This window comes from Bdellovibrio sp. HCB274 (assembly GCF_047306075.1).
In the GTDB taxonomy this organism is placed as follows: domain Bacteria; phylum Bdellovibrionota; class Bdellovibrionia; order Bdellovibrionales; family Bdellovibrionaceae; genus Bdellovibrio.
The window spans coordinates 323,814-350,270 of record NZ_CP178623.1 but is presented as its reverse complement, the minus strand read 5'-3'; the positions used below and the strand labels follow the sequence as shown (position 1 = coordinate 350,270).

Genomic DNA, 26,457 nt, shown 5'->3' with positions numbered 1-26,457 from the left:
CTAAGGTGAAAGCGTGACCAGGTCCGGGTTCACCTTAGCAATTTCCACGATCTGCTCGCGACTTAATCCCGAAGCATTTGATCGAAAAACCACCATCACTCCCGCCTGCACCAGCTCTTTCACATCTTCTTTAACTACATTGGAATTAACGTTATAAACAAAGGGACGAGCCTTGGCGAAATCCAGCAGATCCTGCTTAGCCAAGCCGGCTGTGGCACTCATCACCACTAACTGCACGCCTTGCTTTGCCAGTTCAGTTAAGTATTCCTTGGCGATACGGTTGCTATCGACGTACAAAACATAAGGACCCGAGCGGGCCATCTCCTGCAAGTCTTCGCGTGTGTACGTGGTTTTTGCGACCGAGATACCGATATTCACGTTACCCGTCTTTAGCAAATCCATCGTATCAAATTTATTGGTCAGCCCTGATTGATTCTGGCAGTAATTTACTTTCGCGACTTTTGCGATTTCTTTTACATCATAAATTGAAGCGGAGCTGCCGTCAGTACTTAGGCAATCGGCGAACTGTGGAGGCAATGCCGCCAGCGAAACTGAAGAACACAAAATCATCAGAGAGATCGATGTAGGTACGCGCATAAAAAATCCTCCACAAGGCTATTGTAGAGGTCTTTAGAAATTAAATCCAAATACTAAATGATGTTATTCATCCAGGATGTAGTTGATCGGATCGACTGGCGTTCCATTAATACGAACTTCGTAGTGACAGTGAGGACCAGTTGATCGGCCTGTGTTACCCACGGCGCCGATTACGTCCCACTTGCTGACACGCTGACCGACCTGAACATAGATTTGTGACATATGTCCATAACGGGTCGTTACACCAAAGCCGTGATCGATACTGACAAGCTTACCGTAACCTTCGTCATAGCTTGCGAAAATAACAACACCGTCCGCTGGCGCATAGATCGGAGATCCCGGAGCGGCGGCGATATCAAGACCCGCATGCAGAGTTGTTTTTCCTGTGAACGGAGAAGTTCTGTATCCGAAGCGGGAAGTAATCCAACCCTTGGCCGGTTTCATGTTCGGAGTGGCGTTCAACAAACTTTGTCTTTCAGACAAGCTTTCCCAAAGATCGATTACACTTTGTTCTTTGAGTTGAGTTTCTTTAACTGCTTTCTCGATACGAATTACCAATGAAGCGTAATCTTTATCAGCAGTTTCGTTTGCAAGCTCGCCGGCCTGATCGTTCAACGGTTTCTTATTTGCGAAAGTCGCATCCTGTTGAGCCAATGCCTCCCCGTCATCACGGGCTTCCATTGGTTCATATTCCTCGACCGGTTGATTTGGAGCCGGTTTCGGCCCCATCGTCAGTTTAGTAATACGATCTTCGGCATCGACGTTGGTGATAAGCTTAAGTTTTGTGGTGAAGGTTTTTACCCGCTCAAGCGAGTTTTCAAGTGCGCTGACTTTACTTTCCACGATCTGGAATTGCTTCGTCAGCTGAGCATTCTCGGCTTTAAGGCGTTTATTTTCCATGGCCTGTAAAAGCAAACCGAAATAGTCCACCATACCGGCAGCAAAAATAATAATCACGACAGCAGAAATAAAGGATACAGCCTTTAGCCATGCAGCAGAGAGCACCAATTTACGGGTTTTGCCCGTTTGGTTACTCACTATAAATAGCGTGACTTTCTTTTTATCCAAAAATTCCCCTATCCACTAACCGCTTACTCGTAAAAATGAATCAACATAACAGTGACATTGTCGTCACCACCATTAGCCAGTGCTTGTTCTACACAGGCTTTAACTACTTTGTCAGGTTTATTTTTGTTCAAAATATCGCAAATTTTTGGATCTTCAACCAAACCCGAAAGGCCATCAGAACAAAGTAAAAACATTTCGCCAGGGGCTATTTCGCGCTCGATAATATCCGGAAAAGTTTCGCGCTCATATCCAACACTGCGAGTGATTACGTTTCGTCCTACAAACTGACGAACCTGTTCTTCACTCATCACACCGGCACGCAGTTGTTCATTGATCAAAGAATGATCTTCAGTGATCTGCCACAGCTGCGGTTTCTTATACATATAACAACGGGAGTCGCCGACATTCCCCACGTACAGGTGATTTCCGCGCAAATACGCCATCACCATTGTCGTTCCCATTCCCGAAAGCTCAGGTCTTTCGTTTGCCGCTTTATCAAAAATACGGCGGGAAGATTCTTCGTAGGCAAGCTGAATCATTTCGCGTGGAGATCGGTTGGAAGCTCCAGGTTGCAACATGATTTCTTCGACGGTTTCAACTGCCATGCTTGACGCAACTTCTCCTCCGGAATGTCCACCCATTCCGTCGGCAACGACGAACAACCCCAACTCTTTGTTGACGAGGCATGAGTCTTGATTTGATTCACGTCGAAGGCCTTTATCTGTTAAATACCAGCAGTCAAATTTCATAGAAGTTATATTCTCACCCAAAGGCTTTGTTACGTCAAAGTCCTGCACTGGACCTCTGTCGAAATCTTTGGGTCTGGTTCACCTCTTTCTAATCCTTGGGTGTCATACTACCGATAGAAAGGGGTGAGGTCCTATGAAGAAGTCACCGTCTTTCAAAAAGTATGTGCTGCTTTCAGTCGCCGTCCACATTCTTGTGTTCGGTGGATTGTACTTGTTTCAGGCGCTACAGCTTAAGTTCCCTAAGCAGGAATCAGTCAGCATCGACTTGATTACTCCCGAGGAAGCGCAAATGCTGATGGCTGCCCAACAGGCAGAACAGCTTAAGAAAGCACCTGTCCCGACGGTTCCGAAAAATCAAATTGTGGAACAAAGTGAAAATTCCCTCAACGAAGCGGAGCCGGTAAACTCACGCTTTCTTAGCGTTAAGAACCAAACTGTAACGAAACAGACTATCGCCAAAGAGCATGGTGAATTTCAAAATCTGAAAAAAGAGGCTCCGCAAAAAACGGGACCTAAAGGTGATGGCAAAGTTAAATCCACTGCTAAAGCAGAGGCTAAAGCCACACCGGAACAGCGCGAACAGATCGCGCGTGATTTATTTAAAAATTTCGATGCTGCTGAGGCACTGGAAAGACAAAAAGTTGCGGATATCCTGAAAAAAGGTGCTGAAGCTGGCCAAGGCCTTGGTCGTGGTAACGGTGAAGATGCAACTAAAGAGGGCGCTGATGTCAGCCGCTCTAATGATTACATTAAAGACGTAGATCAGGGACTTGAGACAATGCTGAATACGCGCGAGTTTAAGTACTATTCGTACTATAACCGCATTCGTCGTCAGCTGGCCCAACACTGGGAAGGCAAAGTCCGCGAGAAACTTTCAAAGATGTTTAAAGAAGGTCGCTCCCCTGCCTCTACAGGTCAGGACCGCGTAACCAAGTTGATGATCGTTTTAAATGACAAAGGAACTTTGGTGAATGTGCAGGTCATGAGTGACTCTGGCGTTCGCGATTTGGATGATGCTGCGATTGAAGCATTCCGTGCAGCAGCACCATTCCCAAATCCGCCTAAAGGCATCATCGAAGGCGACGGCACCGTAAAAATCCGTTGGGACTTCGTTCTTGAATCTTAGTATTTAGTTAATCCAGGGTGTCTCGTTCTGAGACACCTTTTGGCATCTCGCTTGCTCCATCTAAAATCATGAATTGGGTTTCTAAGGCTCTAATCCTTATTAGCGCACTCCTATTGTCGAATAACTCGGCAGAGGCGCGCCAAAATTGCGGCAGATTTCTGTGCGGCTCAAGCTATTCCCAATTGGACAGCTTAAGTGAAGAAACAGAAAAGCTGGTAAAGTCGCTGAAAAGCGAAGGCCCTGCTGCGCCCAAGGATCTGGCTTCGGAAATCAGAAGAATTGAAACCCAGAATGAAAACTATTTTAAATCCGCGGGCATTGCCTATGCGCGCATCCCCACTCCGCTTAAAGTGAAAAGCCAGTCTTTCACTTATAGCCGATACAGCCTTCGCGGCAGTGCTCAAGGAGACGCCACGTCGAAATCCCTGGCTGAAACCTCAGTGCCCGTGATTCTGGATCCCCTTTACCTTTATAACTACAAATACTTTGGCCATTTCCTAAATGAAAAAATCTTTGTGGGCCCTCACGTCTTCAGATTGAACCTGCTGGGCATCACTTCAACACTACAACATGAACAGCTTCATTCGGTGGAGCATGAAAAAGTGCGCGAGGGTAAAATGAGCCTGGGACGTTTGGAATTGATGAATTCCGAGGGACGCCGTTCAGTGAACTACGGTAACTACTTCCGCGTCGATGAAATCGAAACGCACTTGCACGACTATCAACTGCTGACTGATTCCGCGCTAAATGCTCAACGTGATTTAGATCTAATTGCGCAGGGACTTTCCTCAGAAGCACTTGATCAGATCAAAAAGTATCGTGAAGTGATTGTGAAAGATAAAATTCAAAACCTACAGCGCTTCTCCTCAGAGTCACTCGAGATGCTGGGTAAAATCCGCACCCGCATTCTTCATGGCGCTATTCCTTACTCCTCGAAGTACGATCCGCAAACCGGCGCGATACGGGTGATCTTTACGACCGAGTACAAATCCTACGAATATATGAGTTTTGACCTTCAAGGCATGGCCATCCCGGCAGATTTAACCGACTGGGTAAAGATCCGCGAGCTTGTTTTACAGGTCATTGATTGGTCCCAACAACGGGTGCAATCCTCACAAATTCCGGCCCTTGGTAAAACGATAGACAGCCACCCAGCGCTGCAAACCGTTTATTTTGCAATGGATTCGGGATTTCGTGGCCCTAATCTTGTAGTGAACGGCTGGAATTTAGAAGAAAATACAGTTAACCAAATGGTTAAAACTTTTGGCAACTATTTACAAAACAGATCTGTGGTTCGTGTCTGAAAGGGTTTAGTTTCCGTTCATCGAATTGAAACGAACTAAACACTTTTAGCAAAGGATGGACTTATGAAAACGATGATTAAAACAATAGTTATGTGCTCAGCCCTAGCTGCAACACTTTCTGCATGCTCTGAAGCGCCAAAAAAAGAAAAAGTAATTGTTGAAGTAAACAACTCAAAATCCGCAGATGAATTGACTGAGGCCGGTGAGCAACTGGTTGCACCCTACACATTGAATCTGGCTTATCGTGCTTTTGAAATGGCGTTGGAAAAGAATCCAAACGACATGAAAGCCCAGTTCTATCAAAAGTTCCTTAAGCGCTTCATGGTATTCCGGGGTGTGGGTACTAATATCAAACCAATCGTTCAGAAATACGGTGACCTGGTTCAGTATGAAAAAGAGGTCAAAGGCACTCCGTCATATCCAATTAAAAAGTATTTGATGACGCCTGAAAAATCGGCGCCGATTAAATCCGAATCTGGAATTCAAAACCTGTTGATTGAATACAGAAAATCCCTGGTGGAGTTCCGTCAATTCATCGCTCAGAATCCAGATTTGACTTTGGATCTTAGAATGAACCCTTACGTATTTCAGGCCCAGATCAATGACCGCCTGGAACAGAACTGTGTCATCGTAGAAAATGGTGAAGACGCCAAATATGAATGTGATCTGGATAGCGCCTCAACTGTTCGTTTGAACATTGCAGACCTTATGGTTTTAAAACAAGAGGCTGCGGCTGAAATCCTATATGCCACATTGTATGCTTCCTATAACTTGGATGGATTCATCGATTATGCAAAATCAATCGAAGGCAAAGGCGTAACTGCACAACAGGCCACGGAACAGATGCTGGAAAACATAAACTTGAATCTTCTGGATAAAGAAGGCTTGAAATCCATCAAATCCATCGCGACAGACATGTTGGTTGCAGTAAAATGGGTACAGAAATACAACGATAAGCTTTGCCCAAATCCAACCGGTGACACTAGAAGAAAAAATCACCTGATTGAAAACGGCAGCATCTTCTGCGTGCAGCACAATGTAGAATTCGATAACGAGATGGCTAAGATTGAACAGGCGATCAACGGTGCTATCACTGTGAATCTTGCAGATGGCAGCACGACTTCGATTGACGCAATGGCATTCTTCAACAAACCGGCTGCTTCTTTGAAACAATTTGCTCCGACTAAATGGAGTGCTGATGGCCAAACTGTAGAATCTTTCCGCGACAACACTTTGAATGGTGTCCTGGTTAATGGTGATGCAGTAAAAGTTTTGAACCCACGCAAATAATTTCCCAGGAACAACGAAGAATGAAAACGCTCAGCCTATTTCTAAATTTAGGATTGGTACTCGCAGGGGCTCTTGCCTCTGCGGCGGGCGTTGAATCATCAATCAGCGGCTTCAAACTTGTGACTTGCGCTTCAAAAACTTCTTGCGCTGTGGTCACTGCTGAAAAAACCCAAGGCAGTCAGATTAAAATGCTTCATTCTCTTTCCCATCCTGAAATCACCATCACAATCGGTTCTCAAGTTACAAGACTTAAGGGCGATTCCGGATACATCGATATCGATGAAAATCAGCTTGTCTTATTTAGTCGCACTCACGGAAAATTGCAGGAAACGTCGATCAATCTTTCCACTTTGGAAGTGAACATCTCGCGCGGAGGTAATTTGTGAAAATCAAATTGTCTCTAATCATGTTCATGCTTTTCTTAGCGGCTTGCCAGGATAAAACCGTAATTATTCGCGAGACTGTTCCGGCCGGCAATACACAAAAACAGGAGCAACCGCCACCGGCCCCTCCGGAAAATAATCCAGCTGCCAACGACACTCAAGACAGCGAGACCAGCGCCAACAATTCATCTGATGAGGGCGGGATTGATCCTACCAACCCATCAAAGGGCCAACCAACAGGTCCTTCGAAAAATGGATCCGGACGTGGACTTCCCCATGCCAAACCTGACGGTCGCTCCAATGGCGGAACTGCAAGCGGTGGCGACAACGGTGTTCAGGGTCGCAACATTGAAGACTACGCCGTCAATATTCAAAAAGAGTCGAACTTCGTTCAGTTCGTCCTGCCAATCATCACGAAGCTTGCGGAAACACATCCACGATTTGCTTCTGATATGCTTCACATCGCAGGTGAAAGAACGTGGTACATGGTACCAGTTGAGTTGAAGGCTCTAAAAGCTTCGCAAATTGGTTTAAAGTTCGCCGACGAGTCGGTTCAGCAGTTTGCATTGCAGAATCTTCGTGCGATCTGGATCAACACCAAGTTTTATAATGGCTTTGAGTCTGCCGAATCCAAAGGACGGCTGATTTTGCATGAAATTCTGATGGGTGTTCGTTTGATGAAGCTGAAAAGCGAAATCGACAACTGTTATTCTTCAATCGCCATCATGAAGCTGGATACCAAGAAAGCAAAAGCTTACCAGGAAGCTCGAGAGCAATGCGCGAGAACATACATTTTCGGAAGAAAAGATGCGTTTGCAGTAGTGCCTGGGCAAAATCCGGATTTGGAACTAACAAATCATGACTATGATGGAATCCGCGAGCTGGGCGTGCATCTTTGGGAGCGCAAAGGCGAGATCTCCGGCGCCGAGCTGGACGCCTGGATCAAAGTGAACGACTTCCGCTCGTACTAATATTCAAAGAAATCAATATTCAGACAGCGCACAGTTTCTGAAGGCGAAGGGATTAACTTCGCATTCATGGACTCAACGAAACTTGGCAGTTCCTGTCGGATCCAGTTCGCTACTTCGTGCGATAAAACCATCGGCCCCGTATAGAAAAAATCCTCGTCGCGATTTTGTTGAAGCTTGGTCATACTTTGAATACGCCAATTCATATGATGTCGAGTCACCAGCGAGGAAGAGCTTCCCACATGCGTTCGCGCCATTCCCAATTTCAACTTGCCTTTGTTTTCAACCAGCAAGTTGTTATCCAAAAGAAAATCCAAAACTTTTTGTACGTGATTTCGTGGCAGATTTAAATGTTGGGACAACGTTTCGGCATCATTGAATTTACCGGTATCAACCAGCATCTGCACGCCTGAGTACACCCAATTGGAATAAAAAGTATTCTTCGCCTCACCACTGAGTTCATTCGCTTTTACGCGCGTCTCGAGCTTTTTCGATTTTTCCTGACGGGATTTAATCTGTCTTAGAAAATGTTTTTGCAGCTTGAAGCTTCCCGCGCGATTGTAGTCGACCAGTAAAAGAAAGAATTCAGTTTCATCCTCGATCAGGCGAAGGTAGTCGCACATCTCTGATGCGAGCTCCAGGCTTAGATGCTTGTCACCTTTGAACACCTGACTCACCATCGTTGTCGAAACGTTCAGGGCTTGCGCTAAACGTCGATACTCCCCAAATCCCTCACGCGGCTGATTAGCTACCCAGGCGTTATAGAACTCTTTGTAATCACTATAGTGATAGATTGAAACTGACATGAATTAATATTAACCGTTTGGTTAAAACTTTCATCAACTATTTGCCAAACAAATCTTTAGAGTAAAACTGCGGCGCTGTACAAGTAAGCATAACTAATTGAAACGGAGAATGTTTTATGAAACTGCTTACAAAATCCCTAGTCCTGATGACGTCCCTATTTTTAACTACAACGGCGCTTGCGCAGAATGCTCAAACCACCAAAGCGGCAAAAGACGAAAGCTTTTCCAGCAAAGGTATTCGTGTGGGAATTGTGAAACCAACACTAAGAGTTTCTTCCAAAGCCTCCTCTGCGAATCAATCATTCCACTTTAGTGATGATCTTGATGACGCTTGGGGATTGTCTTTGGGTTATGCAAGTCTTCCAGTTCAGGCTCTGGGTTGGACAACAAATGTGACTTACCTGGATATGCAAAGCGAAGGAAATTCCGCGGGAATAGTTCGAGTTGATGGCAACTTTGCTTATGCCTTTACAAACTTCATCAACATCAAAGGTGGAGTGAATATTTCCAAACCGACTGTTAGCAATAGCAATGAATACGATCCTGGAATTGGATTTCAAGGTGGCTTTGGTATTCAACTGAATAAAAACTTTGGGATTGATCTGGGTTATACCGAGATGAATCAATCACGCACTTCCGGCTCGTACAGTGTTGATATCGTCGAGTCTGGATTCGAAATCAGCTTAAACGGCACCTTCTAGAAAACCTTATCTAACGCCCCCTGCCTGTGACCAAAAAACCGCAACTCCCCAAAAAAATAGGTCCCGTTACACTAAGGGACCTAAACTACCCTCTCCTAACATCCAGAAAACACGAATGAAAGCCTCGCATTTGGACCAATGTAGAACCGTTCTGAGAACCAAGCGTGATCCACCCGATTCCAGGGTGTAAACTTTTGGCTAACGGAGCGATTCCTCACTGCGTCACTGACCCGTGCGGCGCCCCTGGTTATCAGAGGGAAAAAGGTCGCTTTTTCAAGGCCTTAAACCTTGTCTCTCTCCCTCGAGAATGCTAGTTTCGCTCCGTTAAATTGACCGAGTTATTACTCAAGGAGAACCATCGTGGCTGACTCTAAAAATAAGAATGCGAAGTCAGAAACTATCAAGGGCGCATCCCCTGAAGTTTTGGACGTAATCGCACGCCGTGCACTTTACCTTTCTACTCAGATGATCTGGCAAGCCAATCATCGCTCTGACAAAGAAAAAGGCGATCCAAAAATCGGCGGTCACCCGGCAGCTTGCGCAAGCTCCCTTCACATCATGGGTGCTTTGCACTTGATGGCTAAAACTGGTTTCGACCACATCGCGAACAAACCGCATGCGTCTCCAGTGGATCACTCTTACAACTACCTTTTGGATCTTTTGCTAAAAGGTGACATGACGAAACTGACTCAGGAACAAGCGGACCAGGCAATGAATGGTCTTCGTAAGTTCACTGATGGTTCTGAATTCGTATTCCAATCTTACCACTCTGCTTACGATCCAGATCACCACAACTTCTTCCCATCCGGTACAGTGGGTATTCCACCTGTTGAAGCGGGTTACATGGCACTGGCGTACCGTTACGCTCGCGAACACGGTTATGAAGTTCCAGACGCACACTTCTGGGCTGTTTGCGGTGACTCTGAATTCCGTGAAGGTTCCATGTATGAAGCTGTTCCTGACTTTGCTGAACGCGAAATCGGTTCTTTGACTTGGATCCTGGATTACAACCGTCAATCCCTTGATGGTCACCGTATCACGAACAAAGAAATCATGAATGGTACAGATGCTGACCGTGTTGAGCGCACAATGGCTGCGAACGGCTGGGAAGTTATCCAGGTACGTCACGGTTCTAAACGTAAAGCATTGTTCGCTAAAAAAGACGGCGACACTTTCAAAAACTTCCTAGAGAACAAATTGGAAGACTACGAACTTCAATCATTGCTTCTTGTTCAAGACATGAAAGCTTTGAAAAAAGGTATCGCTAAAGAACACCCTGACATGAAGAAATTCCTGGACAGCGTTTCAGACGAAGAGTTGTTCGATGCTATCCGCGACTTCGGTGGTCACGATATGATCGCCCTTGCAGAAGCAATGGAGCAATCCAAACTTTCCAAGCGTCGCCCAACAATCATCATCGCGCATACACTTAAAGGCTGGGGCTTGAAAGCGGCAGCTCAACCAGGCAATCACAGCTCTCTTCCACAAGAAGACGAAGTGAACGCACTTAAAGCGGGCCAAGGTATCACTGGCGATACTTTGTACCAACGCCTTGATGCAAACTCTGCTGCTGGTAAATTCCTGGCGGCTCGCTCTGAAAAAATCTTTGGCGAGATGAAAGCGCAATACGCTTTGAAAGCCAAAAACCAAGAGTACTTCTTGAAGAAGCTAACTGAGTTCGGCGAAATCCCTCAGGCTTTGGATATCAACACCAAGATGACAAGTTACCCGCATACACAGTGGATGCTGGGTCAGTTGACTGCAAAGTTGACTCGTATCGCGAACACTCCGCTTGATGAATCAAAATTGTCTGATAAGCAAAAACCTCTGACGGATAATGAAAAACCATTCAAACTTCCGGGCGAGTTGTTCATCTCTATGGCTCCAGACGTTGGTACTTCAACGAACCTGAATCCTGCGATGGACGGTAAAATCTTTGGAGCTCCCGTTGTTGTCGACCACGAAACCGACCTGGGCGTTAAAGACCACAAACTTCCGGACTTGGTTCCTGGCGAAGAAGAATCAGATCGCTTCCTTCGTTTCGAAATCGCTGAAGGTAACGTTATGTCGTGCGTGGGTGCATTTGGTAAAATGCGCGACATCGTAGGCGTACCTATCATCCCATTGATGACTGTGTACGACTTCTTCATTAAGCGTGCTCTTGACCAGTACTTCTACAACCTTTACTGGAAGTCTTCGTTCATTTGCGTTGGTACTCCATCAGGTGTTTCTCTTTCTCCAGAAGGTGCCCAGCACGGTTGGAAGTCAGACATCCAGATCCCGAACCAAATCACTTGGGAACCGTTCTCTTGTATCGAACTTGACTGGATCATGTGCGACACAATCAAACGTCACGTTATGAACGACAATGCAGGCCGCACAGGTACATTGCTTCGTCTGGTAACTCGTGGTGTGGAACAAAAAGATCTTTTGAAATACTTGAAAACTCAAGCTCGCTTCAAACAAGGCCTTGAAGGTCAATTGTCTCGCGCTGAGTTCCCGGTTGCTGGTGGCATCAATGAAGAAGAAGTGGCAGCTATGGATGACGCTTCTATCCTGCAAACTCTTCGTGAAGAAGTGTTGCAAGGCGCTTACTACCTGATCGACTACCGCGGTTACGCGGGTTACGAGCCAGGTGATAACGTTGTGAACATCTTCGCACTGGGCACAATGGTTACTGAAGGTATCAAAGCTTCTGAAGCTTTGCTTGCTCGCGGTATCTACGCAAACGTGATCGCTGTAACTTCTCAAGATCTTCTATGCGGTATTTTGGGTCACGAAAACGATTACGACTACTTGAAGAACGGTTTGGGCATCAACTCCAACCTTTACTTGAGAAAATCTGAAGACGTATCCACTGGTGATTTGATCACTGTTGCTGGTAAACGTGTTCCAGTCGTATCAGTAGCGGATGGTGAGATCGGTATGCTTGATAACATCGGCTCTTTGATCGGTGTTCGTCAGGAAGCATTGGGCGTGATCAAGCACTCCAAGTGCGGTCGCCCTTCTGAAATCTACGCTTACCACCACATCGACGCTGAAGCGGTTGTAGAAGCTTGCGGTAAAGTGCTGGCTGAAACGGCTCTTGAAAAAGTGATCGTTTCTGAAAGCGCTTTGGGTGCAACTCACCAGGCAGAAGGTCGCACAGCTCACTGGACAGATCTTTGGCCTTCAAAAAATCCAGTTCACAAACACTAAGAACTGAATAGATCAAAAACTCTGAAAAGGGCTCCTCACAAGGGAGCCCTTTTTTTATCTTCACAACTCTCTGCCTGACTGGCACTCTGATTTCAGACCTGGAGCCCATCGCATGGATTATACAGAAATCGCGAAATCAGAATTCCCGTTTGAAGGAGAGTTTTTCTTATCTAAAAATAAGAAATTCAATGAACTGATTTTCTTTGTGCATTTTTACGAGGGCTCAAAGCGGGAACTTCTTCGTCATATTAAACTGGTTAATGATTTAGGCTTTGATGCATTCGCGTTTCAGTTAAATGGAACCGCCAAGGACTTGATTAAACGCCTGCCAATCACGGCCGAGGGTGCTATTGGCGTTAAACACGTGTATGCTGCACAAATTGAAAAGCTGCTAAATGATATTCCCGGAAACAAAATCATCTACAGCTTCTCAAACCCCTCCGCCTCTGCGATCGAAGCCATGGCCAAACGCCACTGTATAGATACGGTAGCCATGATTTGCGACAGTGGACCTACGGCGCGATTTCTTCCGTCCGTTTGGAAGCTTGTGCGTAACTACAAGTTTCCGGTTTTATTTAGTGGACTGAAAGTACCGGCTACTGCGGCGCTCAGCGTTTTTTGGTCACTGCATTTTCACAAAGATATTCATGCTCATCTTCAGAAATTTCCTGAGAATTTTCCGCTTTTGTCGATTCGCGGCTGGAAGGACAAACTAATTCCACCTGAGCACATCGACGAGGTGTTTGAGCCCCATCACAACCTTAACTGGACGAAGTTAAATTTGCCTGAAGCAGAGCATCTAACTGGACTGCGCGATTGCCGCACCGAATATGCGCCCAGTGTTGAAGCTTTCCTGAAGCGCGTGGCCACACCAATTATTAAATCCATTTAATTGGCGCTTCGTGATAGTCCCCTCATAGACTTTATAGCGAGGGGAAAGTTACATGAAGAAAATCTTTATTATGATTCTCATGCTTTTGCCGATGATGGCAGAAGCACGTCGTGGATACGTTTATCAAAACTCATTTGAAGCCTATGGTGAAAGCTACGCAAAGAATCTTGCGAACCTTGGTAACGACAAACTTTCAAATCTTCCCTCTGACAAGCGTGCCGTTTGCGAACAGCGCTACGGCCGCATCCTGAACGATGGGCTGATCGATATTCGCGTGGCTATGGGTTACCTTGACTGGACAACAGGAAAGCCTGTTCGCAGCGGTTCCCGAAATTACGGCTACAGCCCTTCTATCGATATCGGCGCTTACTATGCACTTCGTGAGTTGATCACGGGCCGCTGCATGGGCAATTTCCGCCTGTGCCGCTTCAAGCAGGAATCATCCAGCAATCCGTACGTCTTTGTTAAAGACGTCAACGTACAAGGCCGCCAGGTTCGTGCGCGGGTTGAAATTCAATTTGCGTCTGCAACCGAGTACCTGGAAAACAACGTGAACTCTTCCACTCAAGCGCAGCGTACAGCATTCATGGAAGGCTTCTATAACCGCGCTTTGCAGGATGCGGATGCCGCATTCTACTTCGGTCACTCCCGTAACGGCGGTGGTCCTGATTTCGCGCCACCAAAATTCGTCCCTGGCACTAACAAAGTAAACTATGCCGGTTACTACAAAAAGTACCGTCCGGGCTTTAGCAAAATGCTTCAATCGCTTGGCAATCCAAGCCGTCAGGCCGACGTGATCGGTATGATGTCCTGTGATTCCCGCGATCACTTCATGAGCAAGCTTCGCTCAACTGCTCCACGCTCTGGCGTCATCACTTCAACGCAAGTTTTGACAGTAGAAGAAGTTTACACGGCGATGATCGGCGGAATGGATGCCTTGCTAAGAGGCCAGTGCCAAAAAACTTTCTATCAGCAGTTAAGAATGACTGCGAGAAACGCTGCCAACATCACGATGGATGGAATGTTTGAATAGATTTTAAAAAGGTACGGACACACTTTCTCCATCAGTGCATTAGTGCGCTGATGGAGAAAGTGTGTTCGTACCTAACCTGAACAAGGAGGTTCAGAATGGTTCAGATCGAACGACTGCCACACCCGGATTATTTAAAATATCCCACTCATCGCACGCTGGGATTTTTCACGTCACAAGAACAAGCCCGCAATGCTGCCGAGGCCATCATTCGTGAGGGCTGGCTGGAGGGCGATCTGCATGTTTACGAAGGCCAGTTTGGTGTCGACGCCGTGGATGCTGATGGCTCCCGCCACACACTAAAAGAAGCCTGGGGTCGCTGGGTGCAAAAGTTCTTAGGCACAGGCGAGTGGGATCTGGTTGAAGAAGCCGATCAGGAACTTCGCAAAGGTCATTTGCTTTTATCTGTTGCCACCAAGAACGAAGAGGAAAAGTACACGGTCGCAGAGTTGATGGTTATCAACGGCGGTCACGGTATTCGTTACGTGGATCCTCTTTATAACGAAGAACTTACACCGCCAGGACATCATCCCAGCTAAAATCCATGACTCCTAATCCAATCTGCGCTATGTCTGCCCGTGAAAACGAGGTGTGATATGGCAGCAGATTTGGAATTTTTCATTTATAACGTTCCTTCCGATTGCGGCGACTGGTTGGCAGCTTTTGAAGGTAAGGAATTGATCTTTTTGGGTGGCTACGGCGCTGGCAAAAAACAGGTCGAAGGCGATCTGGCTAAATTCTTTGAAACTCACTACAACTTTAAAGTCGGAAAGTTCACTCCTGCAAAATGGACCAAAGGAAATTTCTGGAAGACAAAACACAAAATCAAACTTCAGGGCACTGAGTTCCAGGTAAAAGTTTGGTTGGAGCTTTTGAATATTCCTTACGGCGAAACGACGACTTACACTGATATCGCTAAAAAAATCAAAAGACCTTCGGCAGTGCGCGCTGTGGGAACAGCTATTGGCCAAAATCCAATTTGCTATTGGATTCCCTGCCACCGCGTGATCGGTAAAAGCTCTAACAACTTCAACTACCGTTGGGGTTCAGACACTAAGAAGCATCTTTTGGTTACTGAAGGCGTATTCGAACTTAAATAATACGCTCTTTTCCGGCTGCTATTTATTCAGATAGCGATTGATGGCATCCGCAACTTCAGCGGATTCATTGATCGCTCGCTGAGCAATCGAGATTTTCTTGTTATGATATCCAAGCGCACGCAGCTGTTGTGTGTGCCACGGTTCTTCACTGACATTGGCCATGTTGTAGGCCGAATTCTTATATCCAAACTGAGCAGCAATATCCTGAGTCGCAATGTCCGTGCGTTTGCGATCCACCCACCAACGCGCCGTTTGAGCGACATGGCAGCTTACGCAGTCCATGTTTTCGGGATTGAAGTCCTTGGGATTTTCAATTCTATAAGCTGATTTTAATTCCGCACGAATCAAATCCTCGTTACCTTTGCGCAGTCGTTGAGACTCGGCCACGATATTGGTCAGTGTGTCTTCGCCATTGGCGCGAGCACCAGCAATTCCCCCGCCCGAGAAAACCTCACCTGAAGTCACCACGTTCACGAAAGATTGCGCTGTGTTTTTTCCCAGTCGCGGTAAAGTCATCGTCACCAGTTCGCCGTTTTTAAATTCAAATGCTCCAAAGAGCCACATCGCCCCACCCCCGCGCAGGAACATGGCAGTCACGCGTGAAAGATTTTTTTCCCCGGCGTATTTTAGAATGATGCGATTTAAATCTCTTAAGGCTGCAACTCCGCGACCGGAATTCCACGCGGGATGTGGTCCCAGGGGCAAGCCGCGGGTTTCCACTCCTGTTTTTGCTTTCCAGATTTGCAGCTCCATCAACAGAGCATCAAATTCGGCATCAGTTAAAACATAGAACGAGTGAAGTGCGGCATCGATCGCCTCAATAGAACCGTCTTCCTCCCACTCTAACAAAGGCTGCCACACCAGACGCATTTGCTTTTGGCAGGCCATCGGAGTTGGCAGTGGAAAGCAGGGATCAATTCGCATCGCCACGACTCTCATTGCACGGGCGTTATTACGGGGATCCATATCCATTGCGATCGGTGAAATGCGCTCGAAAATAGTTTCTGGAATCAGACCTTTTAAAGGAAGTGTATTTACCTGACCGTCGATTTGCTTTTGCAATGGCATCACGTAAGAAACGTCATTCAAATCCCAGGCAGCCTGAGTAATTCCACAGAACAATAGAGTCAGCAAAACGAGCGCAGTAATTTTCATGGGCGAAACATCCTATTTGCGTTGTCATATATCAATGATTTTCACATTCCAAAGGTAACTGAAAACTAAACTTTCAAAACACCGCACATCACTCAAGTCATTGAAATCGTGACGAAAGGTACGGACACACTTTTGGTAGCAGCAACGCATCACTTGTGACGCCTTGCTGCTACCAAAAGTGTGTCCGTACCTGGTCCAGTTCTGGAAATCGGGCTTTGACTTACACATTATTTACATAGTAACTAATATGTAAATGGAGGTTAGTTGTGAGTGCCGTCGCCCTTCCCGCTTTGTCTGACATTCAGTTTGTTTCTGCAGATCAACTGCAACCTCCTCCCGGAGTGCCCACGGGTGTGAGCACTTTGGATGATTTCCTTTTATGGAAGGGAATTCCCAAAGGGGACTTAAGCCTCTTTCAGGGAAGCCCCGGAACCGGCGCCACCTCTTTATGGGTGAGCCTGACTCAAAAGGCCCACGAAAATAATCAGTGGGTGGCTTGGGTGAATGGTGGGACGCAACTGCTGCCTGCCCATCTGATGAGTCGCAAGATCAACTTAAAAAAATTGTTGGTCGTAAAAGAACCCAAAGAGGCCGAGCAACTTTTCTGGGTTTTACAGGAGCTGGTGACAAGCTCTTTGTTTGAAGTGATCGGGTGTGAATTGAAAGAGATGTTTTTCAAAAATCACCAGCTGCAAAAACTTAAAAAACTTTGCCGCTTTCATAAGGTCGCTTTGATTTTTGTCTGTCATAAGGTGAGCAAGTTCGTAAATCCCATGTTCAGTCTGATCATTCAGTTTCAAAGGGATTTTATAACCATTCAACGAGCTCTTCACCGCCCCACACCGTTTACTGTCGCAGGGAGTATGGTTTATGCGAACTTTGTGCATCAATTTAAAAACACAGCAAGAAAGCTCCTCAGCTGAGGCCTTCCTGCTTTTAAGTCCGCGCGTTCAGTTTCGTTTTCCGCATTTTATTTTTATCGACATCGAATCCACCTCTCACCTTTTAGGAGGCGAACATGGAGTTTTACAAAAAGCCGTCGAGATTGCGCGTAAATTCAGTACAGATGCGAGTGCTGCCATTGCCGATACCGCTCCTGTCGCGCAGATGCTGGCGAAATGGAAGCCTTTCACTGTGGCTCCTCGTGGTGCTGAACATCGTGAGTTTTCAGGTCTCGGCCTTGATGCGCTAAAAGATCTGGAGGGCTTGGACCCCTGGACACAAAAACGTCTCATTGAACATGTTATTTCATTCGCACGCACGTTGGGCGTGTGCACGCTTGAAGAAGTTTATAATTTCCGTCTGGTTTCACTGCGCGAGCGGTGGGGGGATTTCGGTGTTTTACTTTGGAATCGTTTGCATTCTCAGGACTCTCAGGTCATTTCACCTCTTGTGCCTCGCGACCCTCTTGTGGGGTATGGCTACCTGGATGATCCCTTAGGCGCAGTGCCGTTGCTGTTTAACCGGATTAAGCCTGTGCTGGATACTTTATTTGCGCGCCTGAATGGCCTCTCCCGATATGCGCACAAAATGGAAGTGATCCTGCACTGCGAGTATTCCGATAAACGTTATCTGCTGTCGATTGAGCCGATCAGCGCCAGCCGCGATCAGGAATTGTTCGAGGATCTTCTTTATAAAAAAATGGAGAAGACCGAACTGAGTAATCCCATTCGCGAATTCGAAGTGGCCGTTTACGATGTGCCCGAAAAAGTTCAACAACTGGATTTTTTCGAACCCCGGGATAACTCCGAAGACCGCTGGCGCCGCCTGATCAGCTTTGCCAAGCAGGCCAATTGCGAAATGGGCTTTTTGCAGGTCGAAGCCAGCCACTTTCCGGAAAAAAGTTTTCAGTTGGTCACCGAGTGGCCGGAGGACTTTAAATCCGAGGATCTGGTTGAAAGACAGGACAATGCTCTTCAGGTAAAAACTGTTTACGCCAAGGGTTTGAAAGAAAGCCCCCGTCCTTCTTTGCTTTTGGAAAAGCCCCAGGCACTGAATGCCGGCGAGGTTCAAAGATTGCGTTTTATTTCCTCCATGCCCAGCGAAAGAATCGAGTCTTCGTGGTGGCAGATTTCATCGCAGGAATTAAAACACCGTGATTATTTTTTTGCTCTTTCTCAACAGGGACAGTTGATTTGGATTTTTCAGGATAAGGTTAGCTCTCAATACTACCTTCATGGGTACTTTGATTAGTCAGATATTATTATGTCTAAATCTGTTCAAATTCGTCAGTCCCAATCGATCGTTCGCACAGCCAAAGGGTTCGTGGAGCTTTTAGGGCGCAGTAATTTTTCATTTCTGCGTGGAGCTTCCTCGCCAGAGGAAATGGTCGAAACCGCGATTCATCACAATTACGATGGTATTGCGATGTGTGATCTTAATGGTCTTTACGGCGTGGCCCGGGGATTTCTGACCGCCAACACGCCTTCCATGTTCACCGCATCCACCAAGGCGAAAGAAGGCTTTCGTTATATTGTGGGCTCCGAACTGACTTTGACGGATGAAAGTACACTCACCCTGATCCCCATGAACAAGAATGGTTACACTCATCTGTGTGAACTTTTAACTTTAGGTAAACGCCAGGCCTCTAAAGGCTTTTCATCCCTGCGCCTGGATCAGATTGAAAAGTACAATCAGGATTTACTTTGCTTAGCTTTGCCGCCCATTGATGAAAAACGCTATGACAGTTTAGAAAAGATTTTTAAGGATCGTCTGTACATTCCGGTGTGGCGGGATCTGACCTGGGAGTCCCAGGAATTTTACAAACAGGCTTTGGAACTTGAACAAAAATGTGGCGCTCAATTGTTTGTTACACAACGTCCATTCATGCATTCACGCGAAAGAAAGCCTTTGTTCGATGTTGTCACTTGCGTTCTTCATCACACGACTTTGGAAGAAGCGCGCGATAAATTGATCCAAAATGCTGAACGTTCACTCAGATCACTCCCGGAAATCAGCTCCAGATGGGCCGATCGCGTCGACCTTGTGGAAAAAACTGTGGAAATCGCCGCACGTGTAAACTTCACGTTGGATGAAATCCGCTATCGCTATCCGCGCTCCAGTCTTCCGTTTGGTAAGACGCCGACAGAATATTTGCGCTTCCTGGTTGAAGAAGGAATCAAATGGAGATTCCCGGAAGGAGCCTCCCCCAAGGTTCTTAAGACCATCGAACATGAATTGGAAATGATCAAAGAGCTGGAGTACGAAGACTACTTTCTTACATTACGTGAAATTTGTGAGTTCGCTGATAGAAAAGGAATTTTGTATCAAGGCCGGGGTTCAGCCGCGAATTCGATTGTTTGTTACTGCATTGGTTTAACCTCGGTGAATCCCAAAGAGATCGACGTCTTGTTTGAACGTTTTATTTCCCGCGAGCGGCGCGAACCACCTGATATTGATATCGACTTTGAACACAGCCGTCGCGAGGAAGTCATTCAGTATATCTATGAAAAATACAACGAACGTCATGCCGCTATGGTGTGCACGGTGGTGCGCTATCGCTCGCGCATGGCGATTCGGGAAACCGCGAAGGTCTTTGGTATTTCTTTGGATAAAATCAATGAGATGGTGAAATTCATGGGACGCGATGGAATGCGCCGCCTGGTTGAAGATCCCACCATTCACAAACGTTTTGGCATGGAAAGTCCCGAGATGTGGATGCTGTTTTTAAAAATGGCCGGGCAAATTCACGGCTTTCCCCGTCACTTGGGCATTCACACCGGGGGCTTTCTGATCACTCAGGATCCCATCACTGAAATGGTGCCCGTGGAAAAAGCCACCATGAATGACCGCTATGTTATTCAATGGAATAAAGATGACGTCGCCGTTTTAAAACTGATGAAGATCGATGTTTTAAGTTTGGGAATGCTGACCTGTCTTAGAAAATGTTTTGATCTTTTAAAAAAGCACAAGGGCCTTAGCTTTAATCTCGCAACGCTGCCTTCTGACGACAGACCCACTTACGATATGATCTGCCGTGCAGATACGGTCGGTGTCTTCCAAATTGAATCCCGCGCGCAAATGCAGACATTACCGCGCATGATGCCGCGAAATTTTTATGATCTGGTGGTTGAGGTCGCCCTGGTCAGACCCGGCCCCTTACAAGGAGGCATGGTTCACCCATACCTGCGCCGTCGTCAGGGACTGGAAGCGGTTTCTTATGCACATATTGATTTGCGACCGATTTTGATGCGCACCCATGGTGTTCCTATTTTTCAGGAACAGGTGATGAAGATCGTGATTGTCGCAGCAGGCTTCTCCCCGGGCGAAGCCGATGAACTTCGTCGTATCATGTCTTCAGCGTGGCGTAAGAAAACCACGATGAATGCCATTCGTGATCGCATCCTGTTGGGATTTAAAAATCATGGCATCTCCCAGGAATATGCCGAGCAGATTTACTCCACCATCGAGGGGTTTGCGAACTATGGATTCCCCGAAAGTCACGCGGCAAGCTTTGCGCTGCTGACTTATGCGAGTTGCTTCATAAAGTGCAATCATCCTGATGTTTTCGTATGTGGCTTGTTAAACAGTCAGCCCATGGGATTTTATGCGCCCCGGACTTTGATTTCAGAAGCCCAAAGAAACGGAGTGGAGGTTTTACCTCTATCCATTCAGCACTCTGATTATGATTATACTTTGGAAGAGCCCTGCTCTGTGAATGCCTACACTCCATCCGGAGCAACGATTCATAAATTGCGCGTGGGTTTAAGATCCATGCATGGCTTTCCCGAGGAATTAGCCCGCACGATCGAGGATGAAAGAAAACAAAATGGTTCTTACAAAGATCTTAAGGATTTCATTCAGCGCACACGACTGCCCCGCAGTGTTTTGGTGAAGCTTGCTGCAGCTGGAGCCATGGAATGCTTTCAGCAAAGTGCGCGGGAGCTTATCTGGAGTATCGAAGCTTTAAGCCTGGATCAAAACAGTTTTCTATGGGGGCAACCAAAAGAAGTCCTGACTCAAGGTTCTTTTGATGACGAGGATGACGGTGGTGAGAACCTGCCTTTTGAATCCAACTGGGATCGCATGCGCCGCGAGTACGACACCAAAGGTTTTTCCGTGGATTCGCATCCGTTATCGGTTCTGCGCTCGTATCTGACTGCCAAGAATCATTCGCTGATTGAGCAGCGCTATGTACCCTATGCGACCTCGGCAGATCTTGTAAAAATCAATCATAAGCGCAAAGTTCGGGTGGCGGGGCTTGTCTCCATCACTCAGCGCCCACCGACCGCCAAAGGCATGTGCTTTATCACCCTTGAGGACGAGTTCGGATTTATGAACATCGTCATTCATCCCGACGTCTATCAAAAGGACCGCGAGGTCATTTATGGCCGCTCTTTACTGGAAATACAGGGACAAGTGGAAAAGGTGGGCAACATCACCAATATCCGCGCCATCAACGTTCTGCCACTGGGCTAGACATCTTAGACATTTCAAGCTAGCTTCGGAACATGCTTTTAGAATCCCTGGAATTTCTTTTAACACCAACGACACCGCTTGCGCGCAAGTATGGATTTTTATACTCCTCCATATCCCTGCGCCATCGCTATCATCGTCAAAAGAGAAACTGGCTGCCGCACCTGAAAAACTGTCAGGATGTTTTCCTGGAAACAGTTAAGTCATTGCCACAAAGAAAAAGCGTGGTGCTGATGGGCAGCGCTCACCTGCATGAAATTCCCCTGCACCTGCTGATGGATAACTTCGAGCAGGTAACGCTGGTTGATGTGATTCATCCGCTCAAGCATCACTTGCAGGCTAAAAGATATTCCCGGTTAAAACTTGTGACCATGGATCTGACAACGGCGCTGGATAAACTTCAGGATTTAAACACTCTTGAGGATTTGAACAACCTTGCACAGAAACTGGCGGGCGAGCAGCTTTTCCATTTCGAGGCCGATCTGATTGTTTCCGCGAATTTACTTTCGCAATTGGCATTGTTGCCGCTTGATGCGGTGGAAAAGAAAATCAAGCGCAGCCTGGAGCTTTCCGAAAAAGATATCATCTGCACGCAGTTTGCCGAAACTCATTTGAAGAATTTAAAAGCCTGCACCGGCACCAAGCTGATCTATTCAGATCGCGAGGTCATTTACCGCGATAAAAACGGTGAAGTGATCTACACCGGTCATTACCCGGTGGATTTCAGAGACTACCAAAAACTGAAAGAATGGCATTGGATGCTGGCGCCACTGAAAGAAGCATCTAAAGACTATTCCATTGAAATGAAAATCGAAGCCTACAAGGGCTAATTACTTTTTCAGAATCTGCTGATTTGAAACTTCAGAAATTCTTTTATTAATCTGATCAATCTTTTTAGCCAATGGGGACTTTTTCGATATTCCCATCACGTAGTTCACTTCCTGGGAAGCTCCGGTCAAAGGCATAAAATCAGTCTGATTCAGCTTCAAATCGGAAATGAAGTGCTCCACCACCGGATCAAATACCAGAAAGATATCTATCCGTCCTGATTTGAGCATCTTGATTCCCTGCTCGACGGTCAACACTTCGACTTTTCTTACTTTCTTTGGATTGTAATGACTTTGCGGACTGTCGTTAAAAGAATACCCCAGAATCTGACCAAAAATTAGATTATCGAACTTGGCAGAAGTCCCTGCTGCAAAAGTTTCTTTTTGTAGCTCTTTGGTTTTCGGATTGTGACGATAAATCCAAAGAGAAATATTTCCTTTGAATATCGGCTCCGTAAATATCAGATACTCTTTGCGTTCTTCAGTCACCAAAAGAGGCCCAACAAGATCAAGCTGCCCTTTCTGGGCATCTGCCAAAACCCGTTTCCAAGGTATCAGCCGATAAGTTATCTCAGTGGAAGGAATATCTAAAACCAGCGGAAGGTAATCAACCAAAGTTCCTTTAAATTTATTATTTTCGGAGTAGATAAACGGCGGATAAGGATCAGAACCCACCGTCACCTTGGCCAGGCTGATCTGCGAACTTAACATCATCAACAAAGCCCAAAGAAACTTCATCCCTCACCCGTTCTGATAAATCTTATTTTTTAATTGCGACGAAAAGTCCCTCGAAAGTAGGTGCGATAGCGGCTTCATATAATTCCGGATTCGCAAGTCGTTCGTTAAATTCGCGCATGATACGAATTTGCTTTTCAGAGAATTTCTGCGTGGTCGCTTCTCCCCAAACTGCACCGCTTAAGAAAATATTGTCGGCAAGTACCAAACCACCTTTGCGCAGGTTTTTTTCCGCCCACAATAGGTAATCCAAATAGGCAGCCTTATTTCCGTCAATAAAAACGCCGTCAAAGGGACCTTGCGCTTCCAGCTTTACCAATTCTTCTCTTGCATCACCCACAACCAAATGAATTCTTTTGGAAGCTTGATCCAATTTCGAAAACACCTCTGCCGAACGACGTGCGTGCTCAGGATCCTTTTCCAAAGTCCAAAGCTCCCCGCCCGCAGGTAAAGCATCAAAAAAGTACTGCGCCGATAGTCCGGTTAGTGTGCCTATCTCGACGAACTTACGACAACCGTGCATTTTCATCAGAATATGCGCCAACTGTGCTTCAGCAGCTGAGATGCTGATTCTCGCCAGCCCCAACTCTTCCGCAAATTGACGGGACAATTTCTTTGTTTCGTTCTCTTTATTAAAAAGGGAACTTAAATATTCTTCTCTGTTTGAAAGCACTGATTCACGCATGCCTCACTCTCTCACGAGTACGTCCAGAAGTTAACAGGAAGTTAATTTGCGAGGCTCCAAAACAGACCGTAACCTTATAGCGACAGCAATCCGCGATCATGGAGGATCAGATGATTTCTGGCATATCCCAACAGCGTACCCAATTAGCCATTCAGTTCCTGATGAGCCTAGCATTGGCGGGCACGACGGCCTGCGCTTCCAAATCCAGCAAAGACGATGAATACGTTTTGCGCCCGGTAAAAGCCAGCCCCTCCAAACCTCCCGAGTCCAGCCTGCACGAGTATGCGGGCAACGATCTTCGCAACAGTGTTCGCTACTCTGCTCTTTCCAAGAACGTGCGGTTTGAGTACGCCAGTGCTGAACTTACACCCTCTTCCAAAAATGCCTTAAATACCATCGCCACCGAAATCAATAACTCCCTGGGTTCTTTCCAAAAAATCCGCATCAGCGGAGTGACGGATTCCAGCGGTGATGACTCCCGAAACATGCGCTTATCCCAACAACGCGCTGAAAATGTTCGTCGCTATCTGATTTCCAAGGGAGTTCCAGCAGAAAAACTGGAAGCGATCGGTGTCGGACCGGTAAACACAGTGATACCGGGAACGAAAATTCAGGCTGCCGCTGACCGCCGCGTGGACTTTGAGATTGTACGATAAGGACAATTCACGTTAAATTCTGTGACCATGAAGCCCCTATTAGTTTTTGATCTTGATGGCACATTGATTGACTCTGCACCTGATATTATCGTCGCGGTGAACCGCACGCTGATGAATCATGGAAAGTCAGCCTTGGATGATCAAACCATCATCTCTCATATCGGCGAAGGCATCAAAAGACTGATTGCGGATTTATTCATGAACGACAAACTGGAGCCCGCTGATATCATTAATCTGGAAATGGAATTCCTTCAGATCTATGAGGAGGAAATGCTGAACAAAACCAGTATTTATCCTGGAGTTGAGGCATTTCTGGAAAGCTACGAGAGTCCCATCGCAATCATCACTAACAAGAATGAAATTCCAGCGAAGAAAATTATCAATCACCTGGGCTTGGATCGTTTTCCATGGGTGGGAATCTTTGGTGCAGACACTTTGGAAGAGAGAAAACCCAGCCCACTGCCTTTAAATACGATGATGAAACGAGCAGACCGCACGCCGAAAAATACACTCATGATCGGCGATGGAATACCTGATATGGTCTCTGCGCAAAGAGCGGGAGTTGCCGCATTGGCGATTGAGTTTGGTTACTCTGCGCCCGAAGTTTTGAACCGCTATGAGCCGCGCGCTTTTTTGAAAAATTATTCGGAATTGCCAGCACTTTTGCAGGAAATATTTCCCGGCAACTAATGTACGATGCCTTCAAAAATCTGTTCCAGGCCAAAGCTCTTTTTGAATATAAAGCACAATGGTTTCCCGCTTTGAGACAGACATCAGAAAGTGCTCTCTGAGTCCGTTGGATTCAATTTATTCGACCCAAACAACTTAAGTACGTTTCCTATAATCCGATAATTTTAATATGAAGACCCAAGGAAAAGTTTGGCTGTTTTACGACGCCGAAAATAAGACTCAATCAAAGCCAATGTCCGTTGTTCAAGCACAGGTCTTTCTTTTATCTTTGAAGAAAAATGATCATACGAAGTTCTTTATCTGGACTCCAGGCTGGCCGGATTGGACATCCATTAAAGATTTTCTAAAATCGGGTCAAAACTACTTTGTTATGACCAAGCCTCCTCAACCGAAAGAAGCTCCTCCTGAAGAGGATTCCGAAAGCACAGCAGTCATCGAAGTCGTTAACTCTGAAAAGACCCGATCCGGCAGCACTCTGATTACGATGTCAGGACTGTTTACAAAGGTCAGCGCTGGTGAAGTGGCAAAACAGAAAAAAGAAAATATCGATTACGGTTATTATCACCATGATTTTAACGGCGATGATCTGGATCTTTCCAAAATTAATAAAGTAGCCCCGCCTGATAAAGTGAAGGTTTACGAGGAAGCTGAATCCAGTAACGAGGATACGGACCGTCGTAAGGACACTCGTCATAACTTTAAGATCGAAATCATTCTTGTATCAAAAACAAAATCTTTCCGGACTTTCTCCAAGGATATTTCTATTAGCGGTACGCAGCTGGAAAAAGAAATCCCTCGCGACTTCCTGAATGTCCCCTTCGATTTGATTATCGTTAATCCCTATGAAAAGAACACGACCCGGGGTCGCTTGCTTTTCAGAGCAAAAATCGTAGGTGATATGACCGATCCCCGTCGTTTGATGTTCATCGAACAAGATGAGGATATGACTCGTAAGCTTGATGCCCTACTTAAGTCCTACATTATGGGACAGGCCCGCGATAATAAGTAATCTTCTGCCATTTCAAAAAGTATTTAAGAATCTTAATTAAAGATTTCTTAACAACTCTCCGATCTCAATGTGA

The 26,457-nt window shown here is 46.2% G+C and carries 25 protein-coding genes; 18 read left to right on the top strand and 7 right to left on the bottom strand.

Going from position 1 to position 26,457, the window contains the following annotated elements; all coding sequences use genetic code 11:
• The 3 genes from ACLWNV_RS01790 to ACLWNV_RS01780 form a co-directional block, all read right to left on the bottom strand.
• The gene (locus tag ACLWNV_RS01790; RefSeq protein WP_413586190.1) at positions 1–597 is read right to left on the bottom strand and encodes a hypothetical protein; all 597 of its coding nucleotides are present in this window, start codon (positions 595–597) and stop codon (positions 1–3) included.
• Between the two features lie 63 nt (positions 598–660).
• Positions 661–1,665: a M23 family metallopeptidase gene (locus ACLWNV_RS01785; protein WP_413586189.1), complete on the bottom strand. Its 1,005-nt coding sequence runs from the start codon at positions 1,663–1,665 to the stop codon at positions 661–663.
• A 23-nt stretch (positions 1,666–1,688) separates the two neighbouring features.
• A complete protein-coding gene (locus ACLWNV_RS01780; protein ID WP_413586188.1) occupies positions 1,689–2,414 on the bottom strand; it encodes a Stp1/IreP family PP2C-type Ser/Thr phosphatase in 726 nt (241 codons plus the stop codon).
• Positions 2,415–2,547: 133 nt separating this feature from the next.
• On the opposite strand from ACLWNV_RS01780, the gene ACLWNV_RS01775 reads away from it, so the two are divergent.
• From ACLWNV_RS01775 to ACLWNV_RS01755, 5 genes are all read left to right on the top strand, one after another.
• A complete protein-coding gene (locus ACLWNV_RS01775; RefSeq protein WP_413586187.1) occupies positions 2,548–3,540 on the top strand; it encodes a TonB family protein in 993 nt (330 codons plus the stop codon).
• 68 nt (positions 3,541–3,608) lie between these two features.
• Complete coding sequence (locus ACLWNV_RS01770; RefSeq protein ID WP_413586186.1) at positions 3,609–4,844, top strand: hypothetical protein; 1,236 nt, start codon at positions 3,609–3,611, stop codon at positions 4,842–4,844.
• 63 nt (positions 4,845–4,907) lie between these two features.
• On the top strand, positions 4,908–6,134 hold the full coding sequence (locus ACLWNV_RS01765; protein WP_413586185.1) for a hypothetical protein: 1,227 nt from the start codon (positions 4,908–4,910) through the stop codon (positions 6,132–6,134).
• A 20-nt stretch (positions 6,135–6,154) separates the two neighbouring features.
• Positions 6,155–6,520, top strand: a complete 366-nt coding sequence (locus ACLWNV_RS01760; RefSeq protein ID WP_413586184.1) for a hypothetical protein — start codon at positions 6,155–6,157, stop codon at positions 6,518–6,520.
• Positions 6,517–7,488 (top strand): hypothetical protein, encoded by a 972-nt coding sequence (locus ACLWNV_RS01755; RefSeq protein WP_413586183.1) that lies wholly within the window; start codon positions 6,517–6,519, stop codon positions 7,486–7,488. The genes ACLWNV_RS01760 and ACLWNV_RS01755 overlap by 4 nt, the downstream gene beginning before the upstream one ends.
• Here ACLWNV_RS01755 and ACLWNV_RS01750 read toward each other — a convergent pair.
• Positions 7,485–8,291 (bottom strand): TIGR02147 family protein, encoded by an 807-nt coding sequence (locus ACLWNV_RS01750; RefSeq protein ID WP_413586182.1) that lies wholly within the window; start codon positions 8,289–8,291, stop codon positions 7,485–7,487. The genes ACLWNV_RS01755 and ACLWNV_RS01750 overlap by 4 nt on opposite strands.
• A 116-nt stretch (positions 8,292–8,407) precedes the next feature.
• Here ACLWNV_RS01750 and ACLWNV_RS01745 point away from each other — a divergent pair, with 116 nt between their 5' ends.
• The 6 genes from ACLWNV_RS01745 (at position 8,408) to ACLWNV_RS01720 (ending at position 15,212) form a co-directional block, all read left to right on the top strand.
• Positions 8,408–8,992: a hypothetical protein gene (locus ACLWNV_RS01745; RefSeq protein WP_413586181.1), complete on the top strand. Its 585-nt coding sequence runs from the start codon at positions 8,408–8,410 to the stop codon at positions 8,990–8,992.
• Between the two features lie 360 nt (positions 8,993–9,352).
• Entirely contained in the window at positions 9,353–12,190 is a 2,838-nt protein-coding gene (locus tag ACLWNV_RS01740) for a pyruvate dehydrogenase (RefSeq protein ID WP_413586180.1), read from the top strand.
• Positions 12,191–12,302: 112 nt separating this feature from the next.
• Positions 12,303–13,082, top strand: a complete 780-nt coding sequence (locus ACLWNV_RS01735) for a hypothetical protein (RefSeq protein WP_413586179.1) — start codon at positions 12,303–12,305, stop codon at positions 13,080–13,082.
• Positions 13,083–13,134: 52 nt separating this feature from the next.
• On the top strand, positions 13,135–14,115 hold the full coding sequence (locus ACLWNV_RS01730) for a hypothetical protein (RefSeq protein ID WP_413586178.1): 981 nt from the start codon (positions 13,135–13,137) through the stop codon (positions 14,113–14,115).
• 95 nt (positions 14,116–14,210) lie between these two features.
• The gene (locus tag ACLWNV_RS01725; RefSeq protein WP_413586177.1) at positions 14,211–14,651 is read left to right on the top strand and encodes a hypothetical protein; all 441 of its coding nucleotides are present in this window, start codon (positions 14,211–14,213) and stop codon (positions 14,649–14,651) included.
• Positions 14,652–14,708: 57 nt separating this feature from the next.
• Entirely contained in the window at positions 14,709–15,212 is a 504-nt protein-coding gene (locus tag ACLWNV_RS01720) for a methylated-DNA--[protein]-cysteine S-methyltransferase (RefSeq protein ID WP_413586176.1), read from the top strand.
• Positions 15,213–15,230: 18 nt separating this feature from the next.
• On the opposite strand, the gene ACLWNV_RS01715 is transcribed toward ACLWNV_RS01720, so the two are convergent.
• Positions 15,231–16,367, bottom strand: coding sequence for a hypothetical protein (locus tag ACLWNV_RS01715; protein WP_413586175.1), 1,137 nt, complete (start codon positions 16,365–16,367; stop codon positions 15,231–15,233).
• Positions 16,368–16,633: 266 nt separating this feature from the next.
• Between ACLWNV_RS01715 and ACLWNV_RS01710 the strand changes: the two genes are divergently transcribed.
• The 4 genes from ACLWNV_RS01710 to ACLWNV_RS01695 are packed head-to-tail and all read left to right on the top strand — an operon-like array spanning position 16,634 to position 22,612.
• Complete coding sequence (locus tag ACLWNV_RS01710) at positions 16,634–17,290, top strand: recA protein (protein ID WP_413586174.1); 657 nt, start codon at positions 16,634–16,636, stop codon at positions 17,288–17,290.
• Positions 17,238–18,560: a hypothetical protein gene (locus tag ACLWNV_RS01705; protein WP_413586173.1), complete on the top strand. Its 1,323-nt coding sequence runs from the start codon at positions 17,238–17,240 to the stop codon at positions 18,558–18,560. Before ACLWNV_RS01710 ends, ACLWNV_RS01705 begins: the two co-directional genes overlap by 53 nt.
• Positions 18,561–18,572: 12 nt before the next feature.
• Entirely contained in the window at positions 18,573–21,785 is a 3,213-nt protein-coding gene (locus ACLWNV_RS01700) for a DNA polymerase III subunit alpha (protein ID WP_413586172.1), read from the top strand.
• A gap of 32 nt (positions 21,786–21,817) precedes the next feature.
• On the top strand, positions 21,818–22,612 hold the full coding sequence (locus ACLWNV_RS01695; RefSeq protein ID WP_413586171.1) for a hypothetical protein: 795 nt from the start codon (positions 21,818–21,820) through the stop codon (positions 22,610–22,612).
• Here the strand turns inward: ACLWNV_RS01695 and ACLWNV_RS01690 are convergent, their stop codons facing one another.
• Both ACLWNV_RS01690 and ACLWNV_RS01685 read right to left on the bottom strand, forming a co-directional pair.
• Positions 22,613–23,347, bottom strand: a complete 735-nt coding sequence (locus ACLWNV_RS01690) for a substrate-binding periplasmic protein (RefSeq protein ID WP_413586170.1) — start codon at positions 23,345–23,347, stop codon at positions 22,613–22,615.
• 22 nt (positions 23,348–23,369) lie between these two features.
• Positions 23,370–24,029 carry an O-methyltransferase gene (locus ACLWNV_RS01685; RefSeq protein ID WP_413586169.1) on the bottom strand — a complete coding sequence of 220 codons (660 nt, stop codon included), beginning with the start codon at positions 24,027–24,029 and terminating at the stop codon, positions 23,370–23,372.
• A 110-nt stretch (positions 24,030–24,139) separates the two neighbouring features.
• On the opposite strand from ACLWNV_RS01685, the gene ACLWNV_RS01680 reads away from it, so the two are divergent.
• The 3 genes from ACLWNV_RS01680 (at position 24,140) to ACLWNV_RS01670 (ending at position 26,384) form a co-directional block, all read left to right on the top strand.
• Positions 24,140–24,685, top strand: a complete 546-nt coding sequence (locus ACLWNV_RS01680) for an OmpA family protein (protein WP_413586168.1) — start codon at positions 24,140–24,142, stop codon at positions 24,683–24,685.
• Between the two features lie 27 nt (positions 24,686–24,712).
• Positions 24,713–25,375: an HAD family hydrolase gene (locus ACLWNV_RS01675; protein WP_413586167.1), complete on the top strand. Its 663-nt coding sequence runs from the start codon at positions 24,713–24,715 to the stop codon at positions 25,373–25,375.
• Between the two features lie 169 nt (positions 25,376–25,544).
• Complete coding sequence (locus ACLWNV_RS01670) at positions 25,545–26,384, top strand: PilZ domain-containing protein (protein WP_413586166.1); 840 nt, start codon at positions 25,545–25,547, stop codon at positions 26,382–26,384.
• Positions 26,385–26,457 lie beyond the last annotated feature (73 nt).